This is a genomic window from Pseudomonas sp. F8002 (genome assembly GCF_013385495.1).
Taxonomy (GTDB): Bacteria; Pseudomonadota; Gammaproteobacteria; order Pseudomonadales; family Pseudomonadaceae; genus Aquipseudomonas.
The window spans coordinates 112,848-132,359 of sequence record NZ_JACAPW010000032.1 but is presented as its reverse complement, the minus strand read 5'-3'; the positions used below and the strand labels follow the sequence as shown (position 1 = coordinate 132,359).

Sequence of the window (19,512 nt, the reverse complement as noted above, 5' to 3'; positions counted from 1 at the left end):
TCCCGTTGGGCCGCGCAGCGGCCCTAAACCCCTAGCCCACTGCCTTTGGCAACCGCTGATCAATCACCCGATACAACGCACTGCTCTCAGGCCAGTTACGCATAAACCTTGCCCGATCCCTGGCATATGCCGGAGCGAAGCTGCTCAAGGACGTGTGCTGACACATCGAATCCAGGTCGATCAGCGCCCAGCGATCCGTGTGCCAGAACAGGTTATGCCCCTTGAAATCCCCATGGCTGATGCGCTCGCGGATCAACTCTGCGAACAAATAATCCAGGGCCTGCAATTCGGCCTCGGGTGCCTCGCCACTCTCAACATACGGCGCGAACCGCTCGATGATGTCCGGCCCCGGCAGGTACTCGGTCACCAGATACGCGCGGCTGCGCAGCCACAGGAAGCGCTTTTCCAGCAACGCCAGCGGCTTGGGCGTAGCGATGCCGAGGAACGCCAGGCGATTGCCTTCGCGCCACGAATGCCAGGCCCGGCTCGGGCGCCAGAAGCGCTTGAGCCAATGGGCAAAACCCTTGATGTTGTAGCGCTTGATCACGAGTGGTCGACCGGCCACCTCGACCTTGGCGACACTGGCCGCCCCACCAGTTTTATACAGGTGGCCCTGGTCGAGCAGCGCATCGGCCTGCGCCAGCACCGGCAGCATCGCCGCTTCTTCCTCACGACGAGTCGCGCGCAGGGCGAACGGCCCGCGCACGACGCTGAACAGCGTGCACTCCCGGCCAACCTTGCTCAGGAAATCCTTCAAGCGCCAGACGCTGACCTTGCGTACCTGCTTCTGCAACGCTTCGAGCGGCAACGCGTGTTCGCCATTGCTCAGCAGGTAATACACCAGCAACTCTTCGGTAAACGGCTCGAGGTTTTTCGGCAACTGCGCGAAAATCACCCCAAGGTTTTCCAGCACCCGGTTGCGCGACAGCGGTTTGCCCGCCTCTTCGACACAGATCCCGGCGCCGTCGATCAAATACAGTTTGCCGTCCTGACGCAGCAGGTTGTCCAGGTGCAGGTCTTCCTGCCACAGGCCCTTGGCGTGCATCTGCGCAATCGCACCCAGCGCTTCGGCGAGCACCGCTTGCTGCTGGTCAGCCAGCGGCGGCAGGTGTTCAACAGTCTGCCACGCATCAGCCAGGCTGTCGGCGCCTTCAAGAAACTCGAACAGCAGCCAACCGCCCTCACCCTCTTGCAGACCATCGGCCAGCAACAGCGGTGTGGTCAGGCCTTGTTCGGCCAACAACCGCACGCCCCTGAGTTCACGCTGAAAATGCCGCGCCGCCTTGCTGCCCACCAGCAATTTGGCCAGCACCGGGCGCCCGCGCCACACAGCTGCGCCGACATAACGCTGGCCCGGCAATACCCGCAGCAGGCTCAGCAGTTGCAACTGCCCAGGCCCGGCAGCGTCTGCCAGTTCGATGCTCAGGGGCAGGCTTGGCGTGCGGCCGGCATTTTTCAGTTCGGACAAACGCATCAGCGGTTCTCCTTGTGACTGCGCCGGGCCGCCAGGCGCTGGTGCCAGGTGGCAACCAATGCGCTGTCCTGCGGCTGGTCCAGGTAAGCCGCCAACAGCTGGCGAACCTGATCGTCCGACCACTGCGGCGCACGGCGCAACAGCGGTTCCAGGTCCTTGACCCGGTCACGCCAGCCGAACAGCAGCGGGCGGGTTTTCTCCAGGTCGATCAACTGCGCCGCGTACCCGTCGCCGGTGGCCTGCAGGAAAATATGCTTGGGATAAAAACAGCCATGCACCTGGCCCACGCTGTGCAGCCGGCGCGCCAACTGACCGCAGGCCAGCAGGATCGCTCGCTGCTGTGCATCGCTCAATTCAGGCCATTGCTCCAGCAGTGAATCCAGGTCATTCCAACCATCCAGCGCGCGGGTCAGCAACATCGCCCGGTGCTCGTCCGCCACTTTGCGCTCGCCAAAAAAAGCCGCCTGCAACGCCGGAATACCCAACTGCCGATAGCGGCTGATGTTACGAAACTCGCGGGCAAAACTCGGCTCGCCAAACGGGCGGTGCAAGGTGCGCGTCAGGTAGTTGCTCTGGCGCTTGAGGTAGTAGCCCTGGCCTTCAAGTTCGAGGCGAAACACGCTGCTCCAGCCGCCGCGGCTGGTATTGGGCTCGTCCACCGCATCCAGTTGCTTGGCCCACAGCGCGTCGAAAGTGCCGAGGCCGTTGCGCTCAAGCAATGCTCGATCTTCGGCCGCCAGGAAATCACTCATTCTCGCCCCTCGAAAAACTTCACCACGTGGCGAATTCGCTGTTTGTCCGCCGCGCTCAAGTGTTTGCGCTGACGGTATTGCATGTAGAAGCGCAGGCGCTGGGTAGCCGACAAGTGATACTTGGCGACCTTGTCCAGGCAGGCCAGGTCCTTGGTAATGCGGTACTTGAGCCAGAACCCGCGCCAAAAATCGCCATTGGGGCAATCAATCAGGTACAGGGTTTGCTGGTCGTCCACCAACAAGTTGCGCCACTTCAAATCGTTGTGGGTAAACCGGTGGTCGTGCATGGTCCGCGTGTATTCAGCGAGCTGGCGACTGATCTTGTTGACCCACACCGGGTCTGACAGTTGCGGGTCATTGCGCTCAGCCAATGCCGACAAGTCTTCAGTCTTCGGCAGCTCGCGCGTGATCATCGCCCCGCGGTGATACGCCAGGCCTTTACGCTCCAGGCCCCAGGCGATCACATCGGCGGTGGGTATGCCCCACTTGGCGAAGCGCTTGAGGTTCTGCCATTCGGACTTGACTCGTGGCTTGCCCAAATATCGGCGCAACCCCTTGCCTGCACCGACGTAGCGCTTGACGTAATAGTTGACCCCGCCGCGCTCCACGCGAATCACTTCGGACAACGGATCGCGGGTCAGCCGCTCGCCTTGCAGGGCGAACACGGCTTCCAGGCTACCAAAGTCATCCGCCAGGGCGGCGTAAGCGGGTTCCAGGTTCCAACCCGCCATCAGAGCGCATCCCCGTATCGTTGCTTGCGTGCGTAAAGCTTGGCGGCCATGCGTTCCAACGCCGACAGCAGCGCGCTTTGCTCGCCCAGGATCTGGCGCAAAGGCTGCTGGAAGTAGGCCTTGAGAAACCGCAGTTTGTCGCGCCGGGTCAAACCGATCTCCAGGGCGGAGTAGTAAAGCCCAGCCAGGTCCTTGTCACGCCAGCGCCGGGGAATCTTCGAACGCACCTGGGCACGGTGCAGGTCGATCACCGAGAGCTTGATGTTGTGCACGGTAACCGGTTGGTCGGTGTGCAAAAGGAAGTGGCACAGGTAGCAATCACGATGGTTCACGCCCCCCCGATGCATCGTGCCCAGGGTGCGCGCAAGCTCAACGGTCAAGGCATGCCGAATCGCCGGCACGGGCGGCTGTTTGACCCAGTCCATGGTCAGGTCTTCAAGGCTGACGATAGGCGCCAGCTCTTCAGTGACGATGAACGAGTGCTGGTCGGCCGGGTTGCTGCCCTTTTCACCAAAGGCCACGCCGGTCATGGTGGGCACGCCGAGTTCCTGCAGACGCTGGATCGCGTCCCACTCCTGGCCCGCGCCCAAGACAGGCAACTTGGCCGTGATCAGGTTCTTGAGGATTTCACCCCAGCCAATTCCCCGGTGGATCTTTACAAAATAATGGCGGCCTTCCACTTCCGTACGCAGGGTACGGCGCGCGGCCAGCTCACGAAACACCTGGCCGTCCAGCTTCTCGACTTCGGCGAACGCATCGCGTCCGGCCCACAGGGTCTTGAACGGTTCGGCAAGAATCAACTTCATCGGTTTGGCTCCGCCAGAATCAGGTCCGCAGCGTACTGCGGCATGCTATAGAGGTCGGCCGTCTCAGCGAAGACCAGACCATTGCGGCTCCACGCCGCGCGCGCTTGTGGATCATCGAGCATATCCACCAGGTACTGGTTGAGCTGGGCCTGCTCGAACGGTTCGTCCAACACCCGCCCACTCTGGGCCTTGTCGATATAAAACGCGTAGCCGCAGACCTTGCTCACCAGTACCGGGAGGCCGGCGACCACCGCTTCGATCAGCACCATGCCGGCCGCCTCGTTGTATGCGGGGTGGATCAACAGGTCGGCGCCCAGCAGAAAGCGCGGGATGTCGCTGCGGCCCTTGAAGAACTGCACCTGGTCGCCCAGGCCCAGCGCAGCACTCTGCAATTGGAATACTTTGGGGTCGTCCTGGCCGATTACAAATAGCCGGGTGCGTTTCTTCAGGCTCGACGGCAGCGCGGCCACGGCCTTGAGGCTGCGATCGACGCCCTTGGTCTTGAAGCCCGAGCCAATCTGCACCAGCAGCAAATCATCGTCGGCCAGGCCGAATTCGCGACGAAACTCGGCGCGGATCTCGGCAGCATTGGGCGGCGCGCGGCGGTCGCGGGCGATGCCCGGCGGCAACAAATGAAAACGCTCGGCCTGGGTCCCGTAATACTGGGTGAACAGCTGCTGCTGGTGTTCGGACAGCACCATGATCTGCGTCTTGGCGTCTTTGTCGAACACTGCACGCTCGTATTCGGCAAAGTGCTTGTACCGGCCGAACCAGCGATACATCGGGTTGCGCAGGTTCTGCGCCTTGTCTTCGAACACGCCGTCGGCGGCGAAGTACAGGTCCAGCCCCGGCATCTTGTTGAAGCCCACCACACGGTCCACCGGGCGCTTGGCCAGGTCGGCCTGGATCCAGGCGTAGAGCTTTTCATTGCGCCGATGGTTGACCAGCGCCTTGACCGGCGCCACCAGTACTTCAAAGCCCGGCGGCACGTCACCCTCCCAGATCAGCGTATAGACGCGAATCTGATGCCCGCGCTGCTGGCACTCCAGGGCAATGCGCATGAAGTCGCGCTGCAGGCCACCAAAGGGGAAGTATTTGTAGAGGACAAAAGCCAGTTGCATCAGTGTTCCTCAGCCAGTAACAACGTGCTTAAACGAGTTGCGACACGCTCAGGGTTCAGGCGAGTGAAGCACAGGGGCCACTCGCGCTTGAGATCGAACCGACGCTGGTCTTCGGCAGTCGGTTGATAAGTGCATTTCTTTTGCAGGCATGGCGCACACGGGAAGTCGCTGGCCAGGTGAATCTGCGCCTTGCCATAAGCTCCGGTCAGGCCGGGATTGGTAGGGCCGAACAGGGAAATCGTTGGCACATCCAGCGCTGCGGCCAAGTGGCCAAGGCCGGTGTCGACCGCAACACACGCCTTCGCCCCCGCCAGCACTCGGGCCACCCCCGCGAGGTTCAGCCTGGGCAGCACTTCGGCGTTTTTCAGGCCTTGGGCCAGGCGTTCAGCCCGGGCTTTTTCGGCGGCATTGCCCCACGGCAACTTCACGTCCACGCCAAAGCGGTCCATGCGTTCGGCCAGGTCGCGCCAGTAGGCTTCCGGCCAGTGCTTGGTGTCCCAGGTGGTGCCGTGCAGCAGCAGTACGAACGGTTTTTTCGGCGGCAGGCCCAGCAGTTTGTCGACACTGAGGCCGTAGTCGCCCAAGCCTTTTGGCAGGTCATAACCGAGGGCGACGGCAAACAGCTGGCGCAAGCGCTCCACCGCGTGCTGCCCACGGGCCACCGCCAGGCGCCGGGAATAGAAGTGCGCCGCCAATGGCTCGCGAGCCGACTGTTTGTCGAAACCGGCCACCGGGGCACGTACGTAGCGGGTCAGCCAGGCACTTTTCAGCAGGCCCTGGGCGTCGATCACCAGGTCGTATTTGGTCGACTGCACGCTCTTCTTGAAGCGCCGCCATTCGCCACTCTTGAAGGTCTGCCAGAGGTTCTTGCGCCAGCGGCGGATCGCCACCGGGATCACCTTGTCCACCGCCGGGTGCCAGGTGGGAATCTCGGCGAAACCTTCTTCCACCACCCAGTCAAACCGGATGCCCGGGATCGCCCGCGCCGCGTCGGTCAACGCCGGCAAGGCATGAATCACATCGCCCAGGGATGAGGTCTTGATTACCAGAACCCGCAACTTAACGAACCTCGACCACAGTGCCCTGCAACCGCTGCAACGCGTCGCTGACAGGTTGCGGCAGCAACTGGCGCAGGCAGTTGTAGTGGCCGAAGCGGCAGGTGCGATCAAAACACGGGCTGCAATCCAGGCCCAGGCGCACCACTTCGACCTTGTCGGCCAGCGGTGGGGTAAACCCGGGAGACGTCGAGCCATACACTGCCACCAGCGGGCGGTTCAGCGCCGCGGCCACGTGCATCAGGCCGGAGTCGTTGGACACCACCGAGTCGGCACAGGACAGCAAGTCGATAGCCTCGGCCAGGGACGTGTCGCCGCTCAGGTTGACCGCCTCTTCGCGCAGCCCCGGGATCAGGCGCTGGCGAATATCCTCGCCCACCGAATGATCGTTTTTCGAGCCGAACAACCAGACTTGCCAGCCCTCGCGAATCTTCATCTCCGCAACCTTGGCGTAATGCTCCGAAGGCCAGCGCTTGGACTCGCCAAACTCCGCGCCAGGGCACAGCGCCAGCACCGGACGGTCCAGCTCCAGGCCGAACTTGGCCAGGGCGGCGTCGCGGGTGACCGGGTCGATTTGCAGGCTCGGGCGCGGATAAGGCGTCGGCAACTCGGCTCCCGGCGCGTAGGCCAGGGCCATGAAGCGCTCGATCATCAGTGGGTAACGGGCCTTGTCGAGCTTGCGCACATCGTTGAGCAGGCCATAGCGAAACTCGCCACGCCAGCCGGTGCGTTTGGGAATACCGGCGAAGAACGGCACCAGTGCCGACTTCATCGAGTTGGGCAACAGGATCGCCTGATCGTACTGGCCGGCCAGGGACTTGCCGATGCGTCGACGGGTCGCCAGCTCCAGCGCGCCGTGGCCGAGCGGGAAGCTCAAGGCCTGACGCACCTCGGGCATGCGCTCAAGGATCGGCCGGCTCCACTCGGGGGCGAGCACGTCGATTTGGCAGTCGGGATGACGTTGCTTGAGGCACTGGAACAGTGTCTGCGCCATCACCATGTCACCGACCCAACTGGGCCCAACGATCAGAATATTCATGTAGTTTCCACAAACGATACGGGGAGGCTCATGCCTCCCCGCCTTATATAGTGTTTCAGCTTAACCCCAGTTCATGCCAGATTCGCTGCACCTGGCGCCGTTCGTCAGCGAACTGGTCCCCGGCCACCGTACCGGCCTCGTTCTGCAGGGCCTGGCGGTGAGCGGCGGAACGGTAGGCTTTATACACCTCGCGCAGCAAATGGGCATCGGCGGCGGGCATCAGCCCGACCTGCTCCAGGCCTTCCAGAATGCGGATATTGTCGGTGTAGCGCAGCAACGATGGATGTTGCGCAGACCACGCCAGAGCCGCGTATTGCACCATAAATTCAATATCGACGATACCTCCGGCGTCCTGCTTGAGGTCGAACGACGCCGTGGGTTCGAAGGCATTCGCCGCCGTTCCCGCCGCCGTGGACTTGGTGCCGAGGTTGTCGCGCATCTTGGCGCGCATCTCGCTGACCTCCTGGCGCAGCTTGTCCAGGTCCTGCGCACGGCCCAGCACTTGCGCCCGTACCTGCTCGAAAGCACGGCCCACATCCTGACTGCCTACCAGCACTCGCGCACGCACCAGCGCCTGGTGCTCCCAGGTCCAGGCTTCGTTTTCCTGATAACGCGCAAATGCGCCCAGGGAACTCACCAGCAAACCGGATGCGCCCGAAGGCCGCAGGCGCATGTCCACTTCATACAACTGGCCCGAGTTGGTCTGGGTGGTCAGCAGGTGAATGATTCGCTGGCCCAGCCGGGTAAAGAACTGCGCGCCGTCGATCGGCTTGGCACCGTCGGTTTCGGCCTGGGGGTCACCGTCATGGATAAACACCAGGTCCAGGTCCGAACCATGCCCCAATTCGATGCCGCCGACTTTCCCATAACCGACAATGATGAAGCCAGGATCGCACAAGGTGCCGTCCACCCGTTGCGGCGAACCGTAGCGGGCAACCGTCTGGCGCCAGGCCAGGGCCAGCACTTGTTCGAGGATGGCTTCGGCGAGCCAGGTCAGGTAGTCGCTGACTTTCATCAGCGGCAGGCTGCCGGCGATTTCCGAGGCGGCCACCCGCAGGCGGTGGGCCAGCTTGAAGTGGCGCAGGGCTTCCATCTGCTGCTCAAGGTCGTCTTCGGGAATACGCGTCAGGCGCTCGCGCAATTCGGCGGCCAGTTCCGGCGCCAGCGGCGGCTTGAACAGGCGGCCTTCGTTGAGCAGTTCATCCAGCAGCAGCGGGAAGCGAGTGATCTGCTCGGCAATCCACGGGCTGGCGGCGCACAGGGTCAGAAGGCGACGCAGGGCGTCGGGGTTTTCCGTCAGCAACACCAGATAAGCGGAACGCCGGGCGACGGCTTCGACCAAGGGCAGGACGCGCTCCAGTACCAGGTCCGGGTTGGCATGTTCGACGGCCTGGGCCAGCAAGCGCGGGATAAATGCATCCAGACGCTCGCGACCCAGGCGCTGCATGGCACGCAATTGCGGACTGCTGCGCAGGCCGGCCAGGGTTTTCAAGGCTTTGGGCGCGTCGGTAAAACCGCCTTCCTGCAACTGACGGCAGGCGGCTTCCTCGTCCTGGGACTCTTCCCACAACGGCAACCACTCACCGCCCACCATCAACTCGCTCTCTTCGCCCTCTTCTTCATCCGGATCGGCAATCACCTGGCGGAAATGCCAGTCCACCCGGCCACGCCAGTACATCAGGCGCTCATGAAACGCGGTCCAGTCCGGAAAGCCCAGCATAAAGGCAATCCGCGCCTGGTCTTCGGTGCCATCCGGGAGCATCTGCGTCTGGCGATCGGCGATCGCCTGGATCGCGTGCTCGGTGTAGCGCAGGAATTCATAGCCATCGCGCAGCTCGGCGACCACCGCCGGCGGCAGGTAACCCTGGCCTTCCAGGGTACCCAGCACTTTTAACAGTGGGCGCTGCTGCAGGCTCAGGTCACGGCCACCGTGGATCAGCTGGAACGCCTGGGCGATAAATTCGACTTCACGGATGCCGCCCGAGCCCAGCTTGATGTTCTCGGCCATGCCCTTGCGCCGCACTTCCTGCTGGATCAACTGCTTCATGGTGCGCAGCGCTTCGATGGCGGAGAAGTCCAGGTAACGCCGGTAGACAAACGGTCGCAACATGTCGAGCAGTTGCGCACCGGCCACCTGGTCACCGGCCACTACCCGCGCCTTGATCATGGCGTAGCGTTCCCAGTCGCGGCCCTGGTCCTGGTAGTACTGCTCCAGCGCGTTGAAACTGAGCACCAGCGCCCCGGCTGAGCCGTAAGGTCGCAGGCGCATGTCGACCCGGAACACAAAGCCGTCGACGGTCATCGGGTCCAGGGCCTTGATCAGTTTTTGACCAAGGCGGATGAAGAACTCCTGGTTGTCCAGCGAGCGCTTCACGCCAACCGTGTCGCCGCCTTCGGGGTAGGCGAAGATCAGGTCGATGTCGGACGACAGGTTCAGCTCCACTGCGCCGAGCTTGCCCATGCCGAGGATGACCATGTGCTGCGGTTCGCCGCTGCGACGGCCCGTGGGTGTGCCGAACAACACGCAGTGGCGCTGGTACAACCACTGATAGGCCTGGTCGATGCTGGCGTCGGCCATGTCCGACAGGTCGCGGCAGGTTTGCACCAGGTCCGCCTGTCGGGTCAGGTCGCGCCAGATGATCCGCACCTGCTGGCGGGTGCGCTGGCGGCGCAGAACCCGGCCCAGTTCGTCTTCTGTCTCGGCTTGTTGAACGGCCGTTGCAATCTGTCCGCACAGCTCGCCGGGGGCAAAGCTGCGGTCCAGTTCGCCCCAGGCCACCAGCTCGAGCAACATCAAAGGGTCACGAACACTCTGTTCAATGACGAAATCACTGGCGGCGCACACACGGGCGAAGTCAGCCCAACGTTGCGGCGTCCACTCAGAAAGGCCATTATCGCCGTCCAATCCGGCCACGGCGTCACGAAATGACTGCTCGGCCCGCTTGGCAAATGGAAGCAGGATGGCCGGGAGTTCGGCCTGCATTGGAAGGCTCATGGTCTATCCTTGATCGGCGCGTAAAGGGCTTGTAGCTGTGAACGCAAGAACCACGCTCGGTGAAGGACTGTCGAACAAAGGTTAGAAATAGCTGAAAATTTTTCTTTTTTGGCAGTCAACATCAAATCTCTACCCTTTCTTGTTCGCAAAAGATCAACAATAACGATTATGCTCGCCAGCTAGACCGAGCAATCCGCTCAGTCTTGTGTAGTTTTACTACTCGTATATACATTCGAAAGGCTGAAATGGCCGACGATTTGTAGTAAAACTACAGGACGCCGAAGCAACCTTCGGCCATCCAAGAATTTATGTCGTCTGCCCACAAGGCCAGTCGCAAACTTCAGGCAACCGATTCTGGTAGCCTTTCCGCCCTGGAGCAAGCCATGCAAGACCTCGATCCCGTCGAAACCCAGGAATGGCTGGACGCCCTGGAATCGGTTCTCGACAAAGAAGGCGAAGACCGTGCTCACTACCTGATGACCCGTATGGGTGAACTCGCGACCCGCAGCGGCTCGCAACTGCCCTACGCCATCACCACGCCGTATCGCAACACCATCCCGGTAACCCACGAAGCACGCATGCCTGGCGACCTGTTCATGGAACGCCGCATTCGCTCGCTGGTACGCTGGAACGCCATGGCGATGGTAATGCGCACGAACTTGAAAGATTCTGACCTGGGCGGTCACATCTCCAGCTTCGCTTCCAGCGCAACCCTCTATGACATCGGCTTCAACTACTTCTTCCAGGCCCCGACCGAAGAACATGGCGGCGACCTGATCTACTTCCAGGGCCACACCTCGCCAGGCGTCTACGCCCGTGCGTTCATGGAAGGCCGCATCACCGAAGAACAAATGAACAACTTCCGCCAGGAAGTCGACGGCCAGGGCCTCTCGTCCTATCCGCACCCTTGGCTGATGCCTGATTTCTGGCAGTTCCCGACGGTATCCATGGGCTTGGGCCCGATCCAGGCGATCTACCAGGCACGCTTCATGAAGTACCTGGAAGCCCGTGGTTTCATCCCTGAAGGCAAGCAGAAAGTCTGGTGCTTCCTGGGCGACGGCGAGTGTGACGAGCCGGAATCCCTGGGCGCCATCTCCCTGGCCGGCCGCGAGAAGCTGGACAACCTGATCTTCGTCATCAACTGCAACCTGCAGCGCCTCGACGGCCCGGTTCGCGGCAACGGCAAGATCATCCAGGAACTCGAAGGCGTGTTCCGTGGTGCTCAGTGGAACGTGACCAAAGTCATCTGGGGCCGTTTCTGGGACCCACTGCTGGCCAAGGACGTCGACGGCATCCTGCAACGCCGCATGGACGAAGTCATCGACGGCGAGTACCAGAACTACAAAGCCAAAGACGGCGCGTTCGTACGTGAACACTTCTTCAACACGCCTGAACTCAAGGCAATGGTTGCAGACCTGTCCGACGACGAGATCTGGAAACTCAACCGTGGCGGCCACGACCCGTACAAGGTCTACGCGGCATACCACGAAGCGGTCAACCACAAAGAACAACCGACCGTCATCCTGGCCAAGACCATCAAGGGTTATGGCACCGGTGCCGGCGAAGCGAAGAACACTGCGCACAACACCAAGAAAGTCGATGTCGACAGCCTGAAGTTGTTCCGCGACCGCTTCGACATCCCGGTCAAGGACGAAGAGCTGGAGAACCTGCCGTTCTTCAAGCCGGAGCCAAACAGCGCCGAAGCCCGCTACCTCAGCGAGCGTCGCACTGCACTGGGCGGTTTCGTGCCTCAGCGCCGCGCCAAGAGCTTCAACATCCCGACTCCGCCACTGGATACCCTCAAGGCAATCCTGGACGGCTCGGGCGACCGTGAAATCTCCACCACCATGGCCTTCGTGCGGATCCTCGCGCAGCTGGTCAAGGACAAGGAAATCGGCTCGCGTATCGTGCCGATCATCCCGGACGAAGCCCGTACCTTCGGTATGGAAGGCATGTTCCGTCAGTTGGGCATCTACTCCTCCGTCGGCCAGCTCTACGAGCCAGTCGATAAAGACCAGGTGATGTTCTACAAGGAAGACAAGAAGGGCCAGATCCTCGAAGAAGGCATCAACGAAGCGGGCGCCATGAGCTCCTTCATCGCTGCCGGTACTTCGTACTCCAGCCACAACCAGCCGATGCTGCCGTTCTACATCTTCTACTCGATGTTCGGTTTCCAGCGTATTGGCGACCTGGCTTGGGCAGCAGGCGACAGCCGTACCCGTGGCTTCCTGATCGGCGGTACTGCCGGGCGGACCACGCTGAACGGCGAAGGCCTGCAACACGAAGACGGTCACAGCCACATCCTGGCGGGCACCATCCCGAACTGCCGCACCTTTGATCCAACCTACGGCTATGAGCTGGCGGTGATCATCCAGGACGGCATGAAGAAGATGACCGAAGAGCAGCAGGACGTTTTCTACTACATCACCGTGATGAACGAGTCCTACCAGCAGCCAGCCATGCCGGCCGGTGTCGAGGAAGGCATCATCAAGGGCATGTACCTGCTCGAAGAAGACACCAAGGAAGCCGCTCACCACGTGCAACTGATGGGCTCCGGCACCATCCTGCGCGAAGTGCGTGAAGCTGCAAAAATCCTGCGTGAAGAGTTCAACGTCGGTGCTGACGTATGGAGCGTTACCAGCTTCAACGAACTGCGTCGCGACGGCCTGGCCGTAGAGCGCAGCAACCGCCTGCACCCGGGCCAGAAGCCTGCGCGCACCTACGTCGAAGAGTGCCTGGCTGGCCGTAAGGGTCCGGTTATCGCCTCTACCGACTACATGAAGCTGTTTGCTGAACAAATTCGTCAGTGGGTACCGTCCAAGGAATTCAAAGTCCTGGGCACCGACGGTTTCGGCCGTAGTGACAGCCGCAAGAAGCTGCGTCACTTCTTCGAAGTCGACCGTCACTTCGTGGTGTTGGCAGCCCTGGAAGCCTTGGCTGACCGTGGTGAAATCGAACCCAAGGTGGTAGCAGACGCTATCGTCAAGTTCGGGATCAACCCGGAAAAACGCAACCCACTGGACTGCTGAGGAGACTTTCTGTGAGCGAACTCATTCGCGTACCTGACATCGGCAGCGGTGAAGGTGAAGTAATTGAACTGTTTGTGAAGGTCGGCGACACCGTCGAAGCCGACCAGAGCATCCTGACCCTGGAATCGGACAAGGCGAGCATGGAAATCCCTGCTCCCAAGGCCGGCGTGGTCAAAAGCCTGAAAGTGAAGCTGGGCGACCGCCTGAAAGAAGGCGACGAACTGCTTGAGCTGGAAATCGAAGGTGCCGCTGATGCGGCCCCTGCGGCGGCCGCTCCTGCTGCTGCCCCGGCTCCTGCCGCCGAGAAGCCTGCCGCTGCTGCCGAGGCCCCTGCGGCTCCGGCGGCTGCACCTGCCGCCGAAACAGTCCAGGACATTCATGTTCCGGACATCGGTTCGTCGGGCAAGGCCAAGATCATCGAACTGCTGGTTAAAGTCGGCGACACCGTCGAAGCTGATCAATCGCTGATCACCCTGGAGTCCGACAAGGCCTCCATGGAAATCCCTTCGCCGGCTGCCGGCGTGGTGGAAAGCATTGCCGTGAAGCTGGAAGACGAAGTCGGCACTGGTGACTTCATCCTCAAGCTGAAAGTGGCGGGCGCTGCTGCCCCGGCTGCTGCCGCTCCGGCCGCCGCTGCTCCGGCCGCCAAGGCTGAAGCCGCACCGGCTGCTGCCGCGCCTGCACCTGCGCCTGCTGCAAAAGCGGAGGCCGCACCGGCTCCGGCGGCTGCACCTGCGCCAAGCGGTGCCAAGGTTCATGCCGGCCCTGCCGTGCGCCAACTGGCCCGTGAATTCGGCGTCGAGTTGAGCGCGGTAACCGCCAGCGGTCCTCACGGTCGCGTGCTCAAGGAAGACGTGCAGGTTTACGTCAAATCCATGATGCAGAAGGCCAAGGAAGCTCCGGCTGCCGGCGCTGCTACCGGTGGCTCGGGCATTCCGCCGATCCGCACCGTCGACTTCAGCCGCTTCGGCGAAATCGAAGAAGTGCCGATGACCCGCCTGATGCAAATCGGCGCGGCCGGCCTGCACGCCAGCTGGCTGAACATCCCGCACGTGACCCAGTTCGACCAGGCCGACATCACCGACCTGGAAGCATTCCGCGTTGCGCAGAAAGCCGTGGCCGAGAAGGCCGGCGTGAAGCTGACCGTGCTGCCCCTGCTGCTCAAGGCTTGCGCACATTTGCTCAAGGAGCTGCCGGACTTCAACAGTTCGCTGGCGCCAAGCGGCAAGGCGATCATTCGCAAGAAGTACGTGCACATCGGCTTTGCCGTCGACACTCCGGATGGCCTGCTGGTACCGGTCATCAAGAACGTCGACCAGAAGAGCCTGCTGCAGCTTGCCGCTGAGGCTGCTGCACTGGCTGCCAAGGCCCGCGACAAGAAGCTCACCCCGGACGACATGCAGGGCGCGTGCTTCACCATCTCCAGCCTCGGGCACATTGGCGGCACTGGCTTCACGCCAATCGTCAACGCGCCGGAAGTGGCGATCCTGGGTGTTTCCAAGGCCACTATCCAGCCTGTGTGGGACGGTAAAGCGTTCCAGCCGAAGCTGATGCTGCCACTGTCGCTGTCCTACGATCACCGTGTGATCAACGGCGCGGCTGCCGCACGCTTCACCCAGCGCCTGAGTCAGTTGCTGAACGACATCCGCACCATCCTGCTTTAAGCCACAACAGGTCTTCTGCCCATGCAGAAGACCTGGCTTCAACGATTTCCGAGCGCCACGCTCGTACCTCAACCCCGCCAATTGGCGGGGCTTTTTTTGCCTGCTTTCCAGGGAAAACCTGGACACGGAAATCGAGGTTGTACACCGCCCATCACCCCGGTTGCAGAAAACCGCTCGCTGGCCGATAACCCACTTATAGCACTTAGCCTTCATCCTCTCTTGTCAGCCTGTGCTGCATGATGCAACCTTGCCGCAGGCAACAGTAAAGAGGGCGTGAGCCCGGCGCGATGCGCATTTTTCCAAGCGAGTTTCCCCATGAAAAGCCAACCCGATGTCGCCCGTACGGCGGCCGAGGTAGTGACGCAATTACCGGTGCCTTCGCGCCTCGGTATGCTGCGTTTCGAGCGGCTTAATGAGGCTAGCTGGGCCCTGCTGTACCTCGACCCCAATTGCGAACGCCAGTTCGGCCTGCCCGCGATGGAACTGTGCGCCCTGATCGGCTCGCCCTACGCCAGCCTGATGGAGCCCCAGGCGCGCTATCAGCTGCATGATGCGATCCAGGAACAGCTGACCATCAGCCCGCATTACCTGGTGCGCTACACCCTGCACACCAACGACGGCCCGTTGAGCCTGCTGGAACTGGGTGAAGCCTACAAACAACACAATCGTCACCTGCTGCGCGGCTACCTGATGGTGGTCGACGGCCTGTTCAGTGATCTCCCACCGGCCCCTGCGGCAGACCTGGAGAGCCAGAACAGCCGCTTGCAGATTGCCCTGGAACTCAACCAGCGCGCCCAGCAGGAACAACTGCAACACCTTGAGCGGGTGCGCGCCCAGCAGGAGTTGATCCTGCTGCTGGCCCGCCAGCGCTACAGCACCAACAACTCGCTGCAGGAAGCCGCCGAGCTGATCACCCGCAGTGCCTGCGATATCTACCAGATCGACTGCGCAAGCATCTGGAACCTCGAAAACCAGCATCTGGTGCCGATTTCCGCTTATCACCGCGCCGATCAGCAGCACCACCTGCCAGAGTCTATCGATGCCAGTGGCTTCCCGGATTACCTGGAAGCCCTGCAAACCAGCCGTGCGATCGACGCCACCAATGCCATGCGCGACCCACGCACGCGTGAAATGGCCGAGAGCCTACGCCCGCGGGACATCCACGCCATGCTCGACGCCAGCATCCGCGTCGATGGCAATGTGGTCGGCGTGTTGTGCCTGGAGCAAAGTGGCAGCACCCGCGTCTGGCAGTCCGACGAGATCGCCTTTGCCGGCGAGCTGGCCGACCAGTTCGCCCAGGTGATCAACAACCACAACCGCCGCACCGCCACCAGTGCCCTGCACTTGTTCCAGCGAGCCGTGGAGCAAAGCGCCAATGCGTTCCTGCTGGTCAATTGCGACGGCGTGGTGGAATACGTCAACCCAAGCTTTACCGCGATCACCCAGTACAGCACCGATGAAGTCCACGGCCACCAGCTGTCGGAACTGCCGGCGCTGGAGAACCTCAGCGAGCTGCTGTTCGACGCGCCTTCAAGCCTGGCCAAGAGCAACAGTTGGCAAGGCGAGTTCAAGAGCCGGCGCAAGAACCTCGAACCCTACTGGGGCCAGTTGTCGATCTCCAAGGTTTATGGCGACAACCGTGAGTTGACCCATTACATCGGCATCTACGAAGACATCACCCAGACCAAGCTGGCCCAGCAGCGCATCGAGCGGCTGGCGTACACCGACAACCTGACCAACCTGGGCAACCGCCCGGCGTTCATCCGCAACCTGGACGAACGCTTTGCCCGGGACAGCGACAGCCCCATCAGCCTGCTGCTGGTGGACATCGACAACTTCAAGCGGATCAACGACAGCCTCGGCCACCAGACCGGCGACAAGCTGCTGATCAGCCTGGCCCGGCGCCTGCGCAACAGCCTGACCGCCAGTGGCAGCCTGGCGCGATTTGCCAGTAACGAATTTGCCGTGCTGCTGGACGATACCGACCTTGAAACCGGCCAGCAGGTCGCCAGCCAGTTGCTGGCCACCCTCGACAAGCCGATGTTCGTCGACAACCAGCTGATCAGCGTCACCGGCTCCGTGGGCCTCGCCTGCGCGCCGCTGCATGGCCGCGACCCGCAGACCCTGATGCGCAACGCCGGCCTGGCGCTGCACAAGGCCAAGGCCAACGGCAAACACCAGGTGCAGGTATTTACCGAAGCGCTGAATGCCGAAGCCAGCTACAAACTGTTCGTGGAAAACAACCTGCGCCGCGCCCTGACCCAGAACGAACTGGACGTGTTCTACCAGCCCAAGCTGTGCCTGCGCAGCGGTCGTCTGCTGGGGATGGAAGCGTTGTTACGCTGGAACCATCCGGAAAAGGGCATGATCCGCCCCGATCAATTCATCAGCGTGGCGGAAGAGACCGGGCTGATCATCCCCATCGGCAAATGGATCGCCCGCCAGGCCTGCCGCATGAGCCGACAGCTGACCGCCGCCGGCATGGGCAACCTGCAAGTGGCGATCAACCTGTCGCCCAAGCAGTTTTCCGACCCGGACCTGGTGGCCTCGATTGCCACGATCCTCAAGGAAGAACAGTTGCCGGCCAACCTGCTGGAACTGGAGTTGACCGAAGGCCTGCTGCTGGAAGCCACCGAAGACACGCGCCTGCAACTGGACCAACTGAAGAGTTTCGGCTTGACCCTGGCGATGGATGACTTCGGTACCGGTTACTCGTCGCTGAGCTACCTGAAAAAATTCCCGATCGACATCATCAAGATTGATCGCAGCTTCATCCATGAAATCCCGGACAACCAGGACGACATGGAAATCACCTCGGCGGTGATCGCCATGGCCCACAACCTCAAGCTCAAGGTGGTGGCCGAAGGCATCGAGACTGCCGAGCAGCTGGCGTTCCTGCGCCGCCACCGTTGCGACGTCGGCCAGGGCTACCTGTTCGACCGGCCAATCCCGGGGGCCGAGCTGATGACGATGCTTAAACGCTATCCTCGCGGGCCAATCGCCTGACAGCGCGGTAACACTCGGGCACACTGGCAGTCTGAACTCTTACTTGTAACTCAATCTGACTGAGAGGACTGATCATGGTCTTGCGCTCGGAAATCCTGGTGAATAAAAACGTGCTTCCCACTCAAGAACAAGCTTTGCCTGGCCGTGAAACCCCGATGTCGCTGCCCGAGACGCACTTCGTCAACGGCAACCCGCTGCTGGGCCCCTTTGTCGACAACGTAGAGTTTGCGATCTTCGGCCTGGGTTGCTTCTGGGGTGCAGAGCGTCGTTTCTGGCAGCGCGACGGTGTGGTCAGCACGGTGGTGGGCTATGCCGGCGGCTACACGCCGAACCCGACGTATGAAGAAGTCTGCTCAGGCCTGACCGGCCACAGCGAAGTGGTGTTGGTGGTGTTTGACCAGGACAAGATCAGCTACGAAGAGCTGCTGAAAATGTTCTGGGAACTGCACAACCCGACCCAGGGCATGCGCCAGGGCAATGACATCGGCAGCCAGTATCGTTCGGTGATCTACGCGGTCAAGCCGGAGCACCTGGAGGCGGCGAAGGCCAGCGCAGAGGCTTATCAGGCGGAATTGACCAAGGCCGGCCTGGGCACCATCACCACCGAAATCGAAGAAGCGCCGACGGTGTATTTCGCCGAGGCGTACCACCAGCAGTACCTGGCGAAGAATCCGCAGGGTTACTGCGGAATCGGCGGCACCGGCGTGACCTGCCCGATCTGATTGCACCAGATCGTTCCCACGCTCTGCGTGGGAATGCCGCTCTGGGCGCTCCGCGTCCGCTCTGAAATTCGTGACGCAGAGCGTCACAGGATGCGTTCCCACGCAGAGCGTGGGAACGATCAGTTACTCGGCGATAAGCCAATCCATCTGCCAGCCACCCTGGGTTTGCCCAAGCTGCTTGGACAACCACGGCAGCAGCTCACGCAACTCCTCCTCCAGCCCCCACGGCGGATTGGCAATCGCCAGACCCGAACCGGTCAGGGTGTTGGGCGTGTCCAGCGGATGCACCAGCAATTCCACCCGCAGCAACTTCGGCGCACCGGTACCGGCCAGGTCCTGGTAGAAGCGGCGCAGCATGCGCTGGTCCTTCACCGGGTACCAGATCGCAGCCACCGTCTGGCGCATCCGGCTCACGGCTTCCTTGAGGGACGCGGCGCAGCGCTGCATCTCGTCGAGCTTCTCGAACGGCGGGTCTATCAACATCAACGCACGCTTTTCCGGCACCGGCAGCAATGCCCGTGGCACGTGCCAACCTTCGCCAAGGTGGACTTTCACCCGACGATCACCCTTCATGTTGTCCTTGAGCAGCAGGCCGTCTTCCGGGTGCTTTTCGTTGAGCAGCACGCGGTCCTGAGGACGAGTCAGGCGTCGCGCCAGCTCCGGCGAACCCGGGTAGTAGCGCAATTCGCCATCCGGGTTCATCTCGTGCAGCACACGCATGTAATCGGCGGTCAGCGGCGGCAGGTCGGCCTGGCCCCACAGGCGGGCGATGCCTTCCAGGTATTCACCGGTACGGTTCGCCTGGTCGCCCTGCAGGTCGTACAGACCAATGCCGGCGTGGGTGTCGAGATAGGCAAACGGCTGCTCCTTGCGCGACATCAGGGCGATGAGGCGGGTCAAGGTCAGGTGTTTGAAGACATCGGCGTGGTTGCCGGCGTGATAGGCGTGACGATAATTCATGGTTGCTCCTGCGCAGGGGGCGAAGTTTACCTTTTACGCAGGCAAAGGTGCAGGGCTGCGCGTCAGGTGGCGCTTATGCCGCAAACACAGGGGCGCTGCCGAAAATAGTCTAATTGGCGGTGCGAAAGCGGATTTATTGTGGCGAGCAATTATCCATG

The 19,512-nt window shown here is 61.8% G+C and carries 13 protein-coding genes; 4 read left to right on the top strand and 9 right to left on the bottom strand.

All coding sequences use genetic code 11. From position 1 onward, the window contains the following. Nucleotides 1-31: 31 nt before the first annotated feature. Genes HX811_RS23215 through glnE form a run of 8 tightly spaced genes read right to left on the bottom strand, consistent with a single transcriptional unit; the run spans nt 32 to nt 9,973 of the window. A complete protein-coding gene (locus HX811_RS23215) occupies nt 32-1,474 on the bottom strand; it encodes a lipopolysaccharide kinase InaA family protein (RefSeq protein ID WP_177047564.1) in 1,443 nt (480 codons plus the stop codon). After that, nucleotides 1,474-2,226, bottom strand: a complete 753-nt coding sequence (locus tag HX811_RS23210) for a lipopolysaccharide kinase InaA family protein (protein ID WP_177047563.1) — start codon at nt 2,224-2,226, stop codon at nt 1,474-1,476. Before HX811_RS23210 ends, HX811_RS23215 begins: the two co-directional genes overlap by 1 nt. Beyond that, nucleotides 2,223-2,957, bottom strand: a complete 735-nt coding sequence (locus HX811_RS23205; RefSeq protein ID WP_003209451.1) for a lipopolysaccharide kinase InaA family protein — start codon at nt 2,955-2,957, stop codon at nt 2,223-2,225. The genes HX811_RS23210 and HX811_RS23205 overlap by 4 nt, the downstream gene beginning before the upstream one ends. Next, nucleotides 2,957-3,763, bottom strand: coding sequence for a lipopolysaccharide core heptose(I) kinase RfaP (gene rfaP, locus HX811_RS23200; protein WP_134325629.1), 807 nt, complete (start codon nt 3,761-3,763; stop codon nt 2,957-2,959). Before rfaP ends, HX811_RS23205 begins: the two co-directional genes overlap by 1 nt. Continuing rightward, nucleotides 3,760-4,884 (bottom strand): glycosyltransferase family 4 protein, encoded by a 1,125-nt coding sequence (locus HX811_RS23195; protein WP_177047562.1) that lies wholly within the window; start codon nt 4,882-4,884, stop codon nt 3,760-3,762. The genes rfaP and HX811_RS23195 overlap by 4 nt, the downstream gene beginning before the upstream one ends. Beyond that, complete coding sequence (gene waaC / locus HX811_RS23190; RefSeq protein WP_003209442.1) at nt 4,884-5,942, bottom strand: lipopolysaccharide heptosyltransferase I; 1,059 nt, start codon at nt 5,940-5,942, stop codon at nt 4,884-4,886. Before waaC ends, HX811_RS23195 begins: the two co-directional genes overlap by 1 nt. Nucleotide 5,943: 1 nt before the next feature. Then, nucleotides 5,944-6,978, bottom strand: a complete 1,035-nt coding sequence (gene waaF, locus HX811_RS23185; protein WP_087692498.1) for a lipopolysaccharide heptosyltransferase II — start codon at nt 6,976-6,978, stop codon at nt 5,944-5,946. A 55-nt stretch (nt 6,979-7,033) separates the two neighbouring features. Beyond that, entirely contained in the window at nt 7,034-9,973 is a 2,940-nt protein-coding gene (gene glnE, locus HX811_RS23180; RefSeq protein WP_032899861.1) for a bifunctional [glutamate--ammonia ligase]-adenylyl-L-tyrosine phosphorylase/[glutamate--ammonia-ligase] adenylyltransferase, read from the bottom strand. Nucleotides 9,974-10,356: 383 nt separating this feature from the next. Between glnE and aceE the strand changes: the two genes are divergently transcribed. The 4 genes from aceE (at nt 10,357) to msrA (ending at nt 18,394) form a co-directional block, all read left to right on the top strand. Then, the gene (gene aceE / locus HX811_RS23175; RefSeq protein ID WP_003209439.1) at nt 10,357-13,002 is read left to right on the top strand and encodes a pyruvate dehydrogenase (acetyl-transferring), homodimeric type; all 2,646 of its coding nucleotides are present in this window, start codon (nt 10,357-10,359) and stop codon (nt 13,000-13,002) included. 11 nt (nt 13,003-13,013) lie between these two features. Continuing rightward, the gene (gene aceF / locus HX811_RS23170) at nt 13,014-14,666 is read left to right on the top strand and encodes a dihydrolipoyllysine-residue acetyltransferase (protein WP_087692500.1); all 1,653 of its coding nucleotides are present in this window, start codon (nt 13,014-13,016) and stop codon (nt 14,664-14,666) included. Between the two features lie 315 nt (nt 14,667-14,981). Beyond that, a complete protein-coding gene (locus HX811_RS23165; RefSeq protein ID WP_177047561.1) occupies nt 14,982-17,672 on the top strand; it encodes a bifunctional diguanylate cyclase/phosphodiesterase in 2,691 nt (896 codons plus the stop codon). A gap of 74 nt (nt 17,673-17,746) precedes the next feature. Further along, entirely contained in the window at nt 17,747-18,394 is a 648-nt protein-coding gene (gene msrA / locus HX811_RS23160; protein WP_003209436.1) for a peptide-methionine (S)-S-oxide reductase MsrA, read from the top strand. Nucleotides 18,395-18,517: 123 nt separating this feature from the next. Here the strand turns inward: msrA and HX811_RS23155 are convergent, their stop codons facing one another. Next, on the bottom strand, nt 18,518-19,354 hold the full coding sequence (locus HX811_RS23155; RefSeq protein WP_003209435.1) for a 23S rRNA (adenine(2030)-N(6))-methyltransferase RlmJ: 837 nt from the start codon (nt 19,352-19,354) through the stop codon (nt 18,518-18,520). Nucleotides 19,355-19,512: the final 158 nt, after the last annotated feature.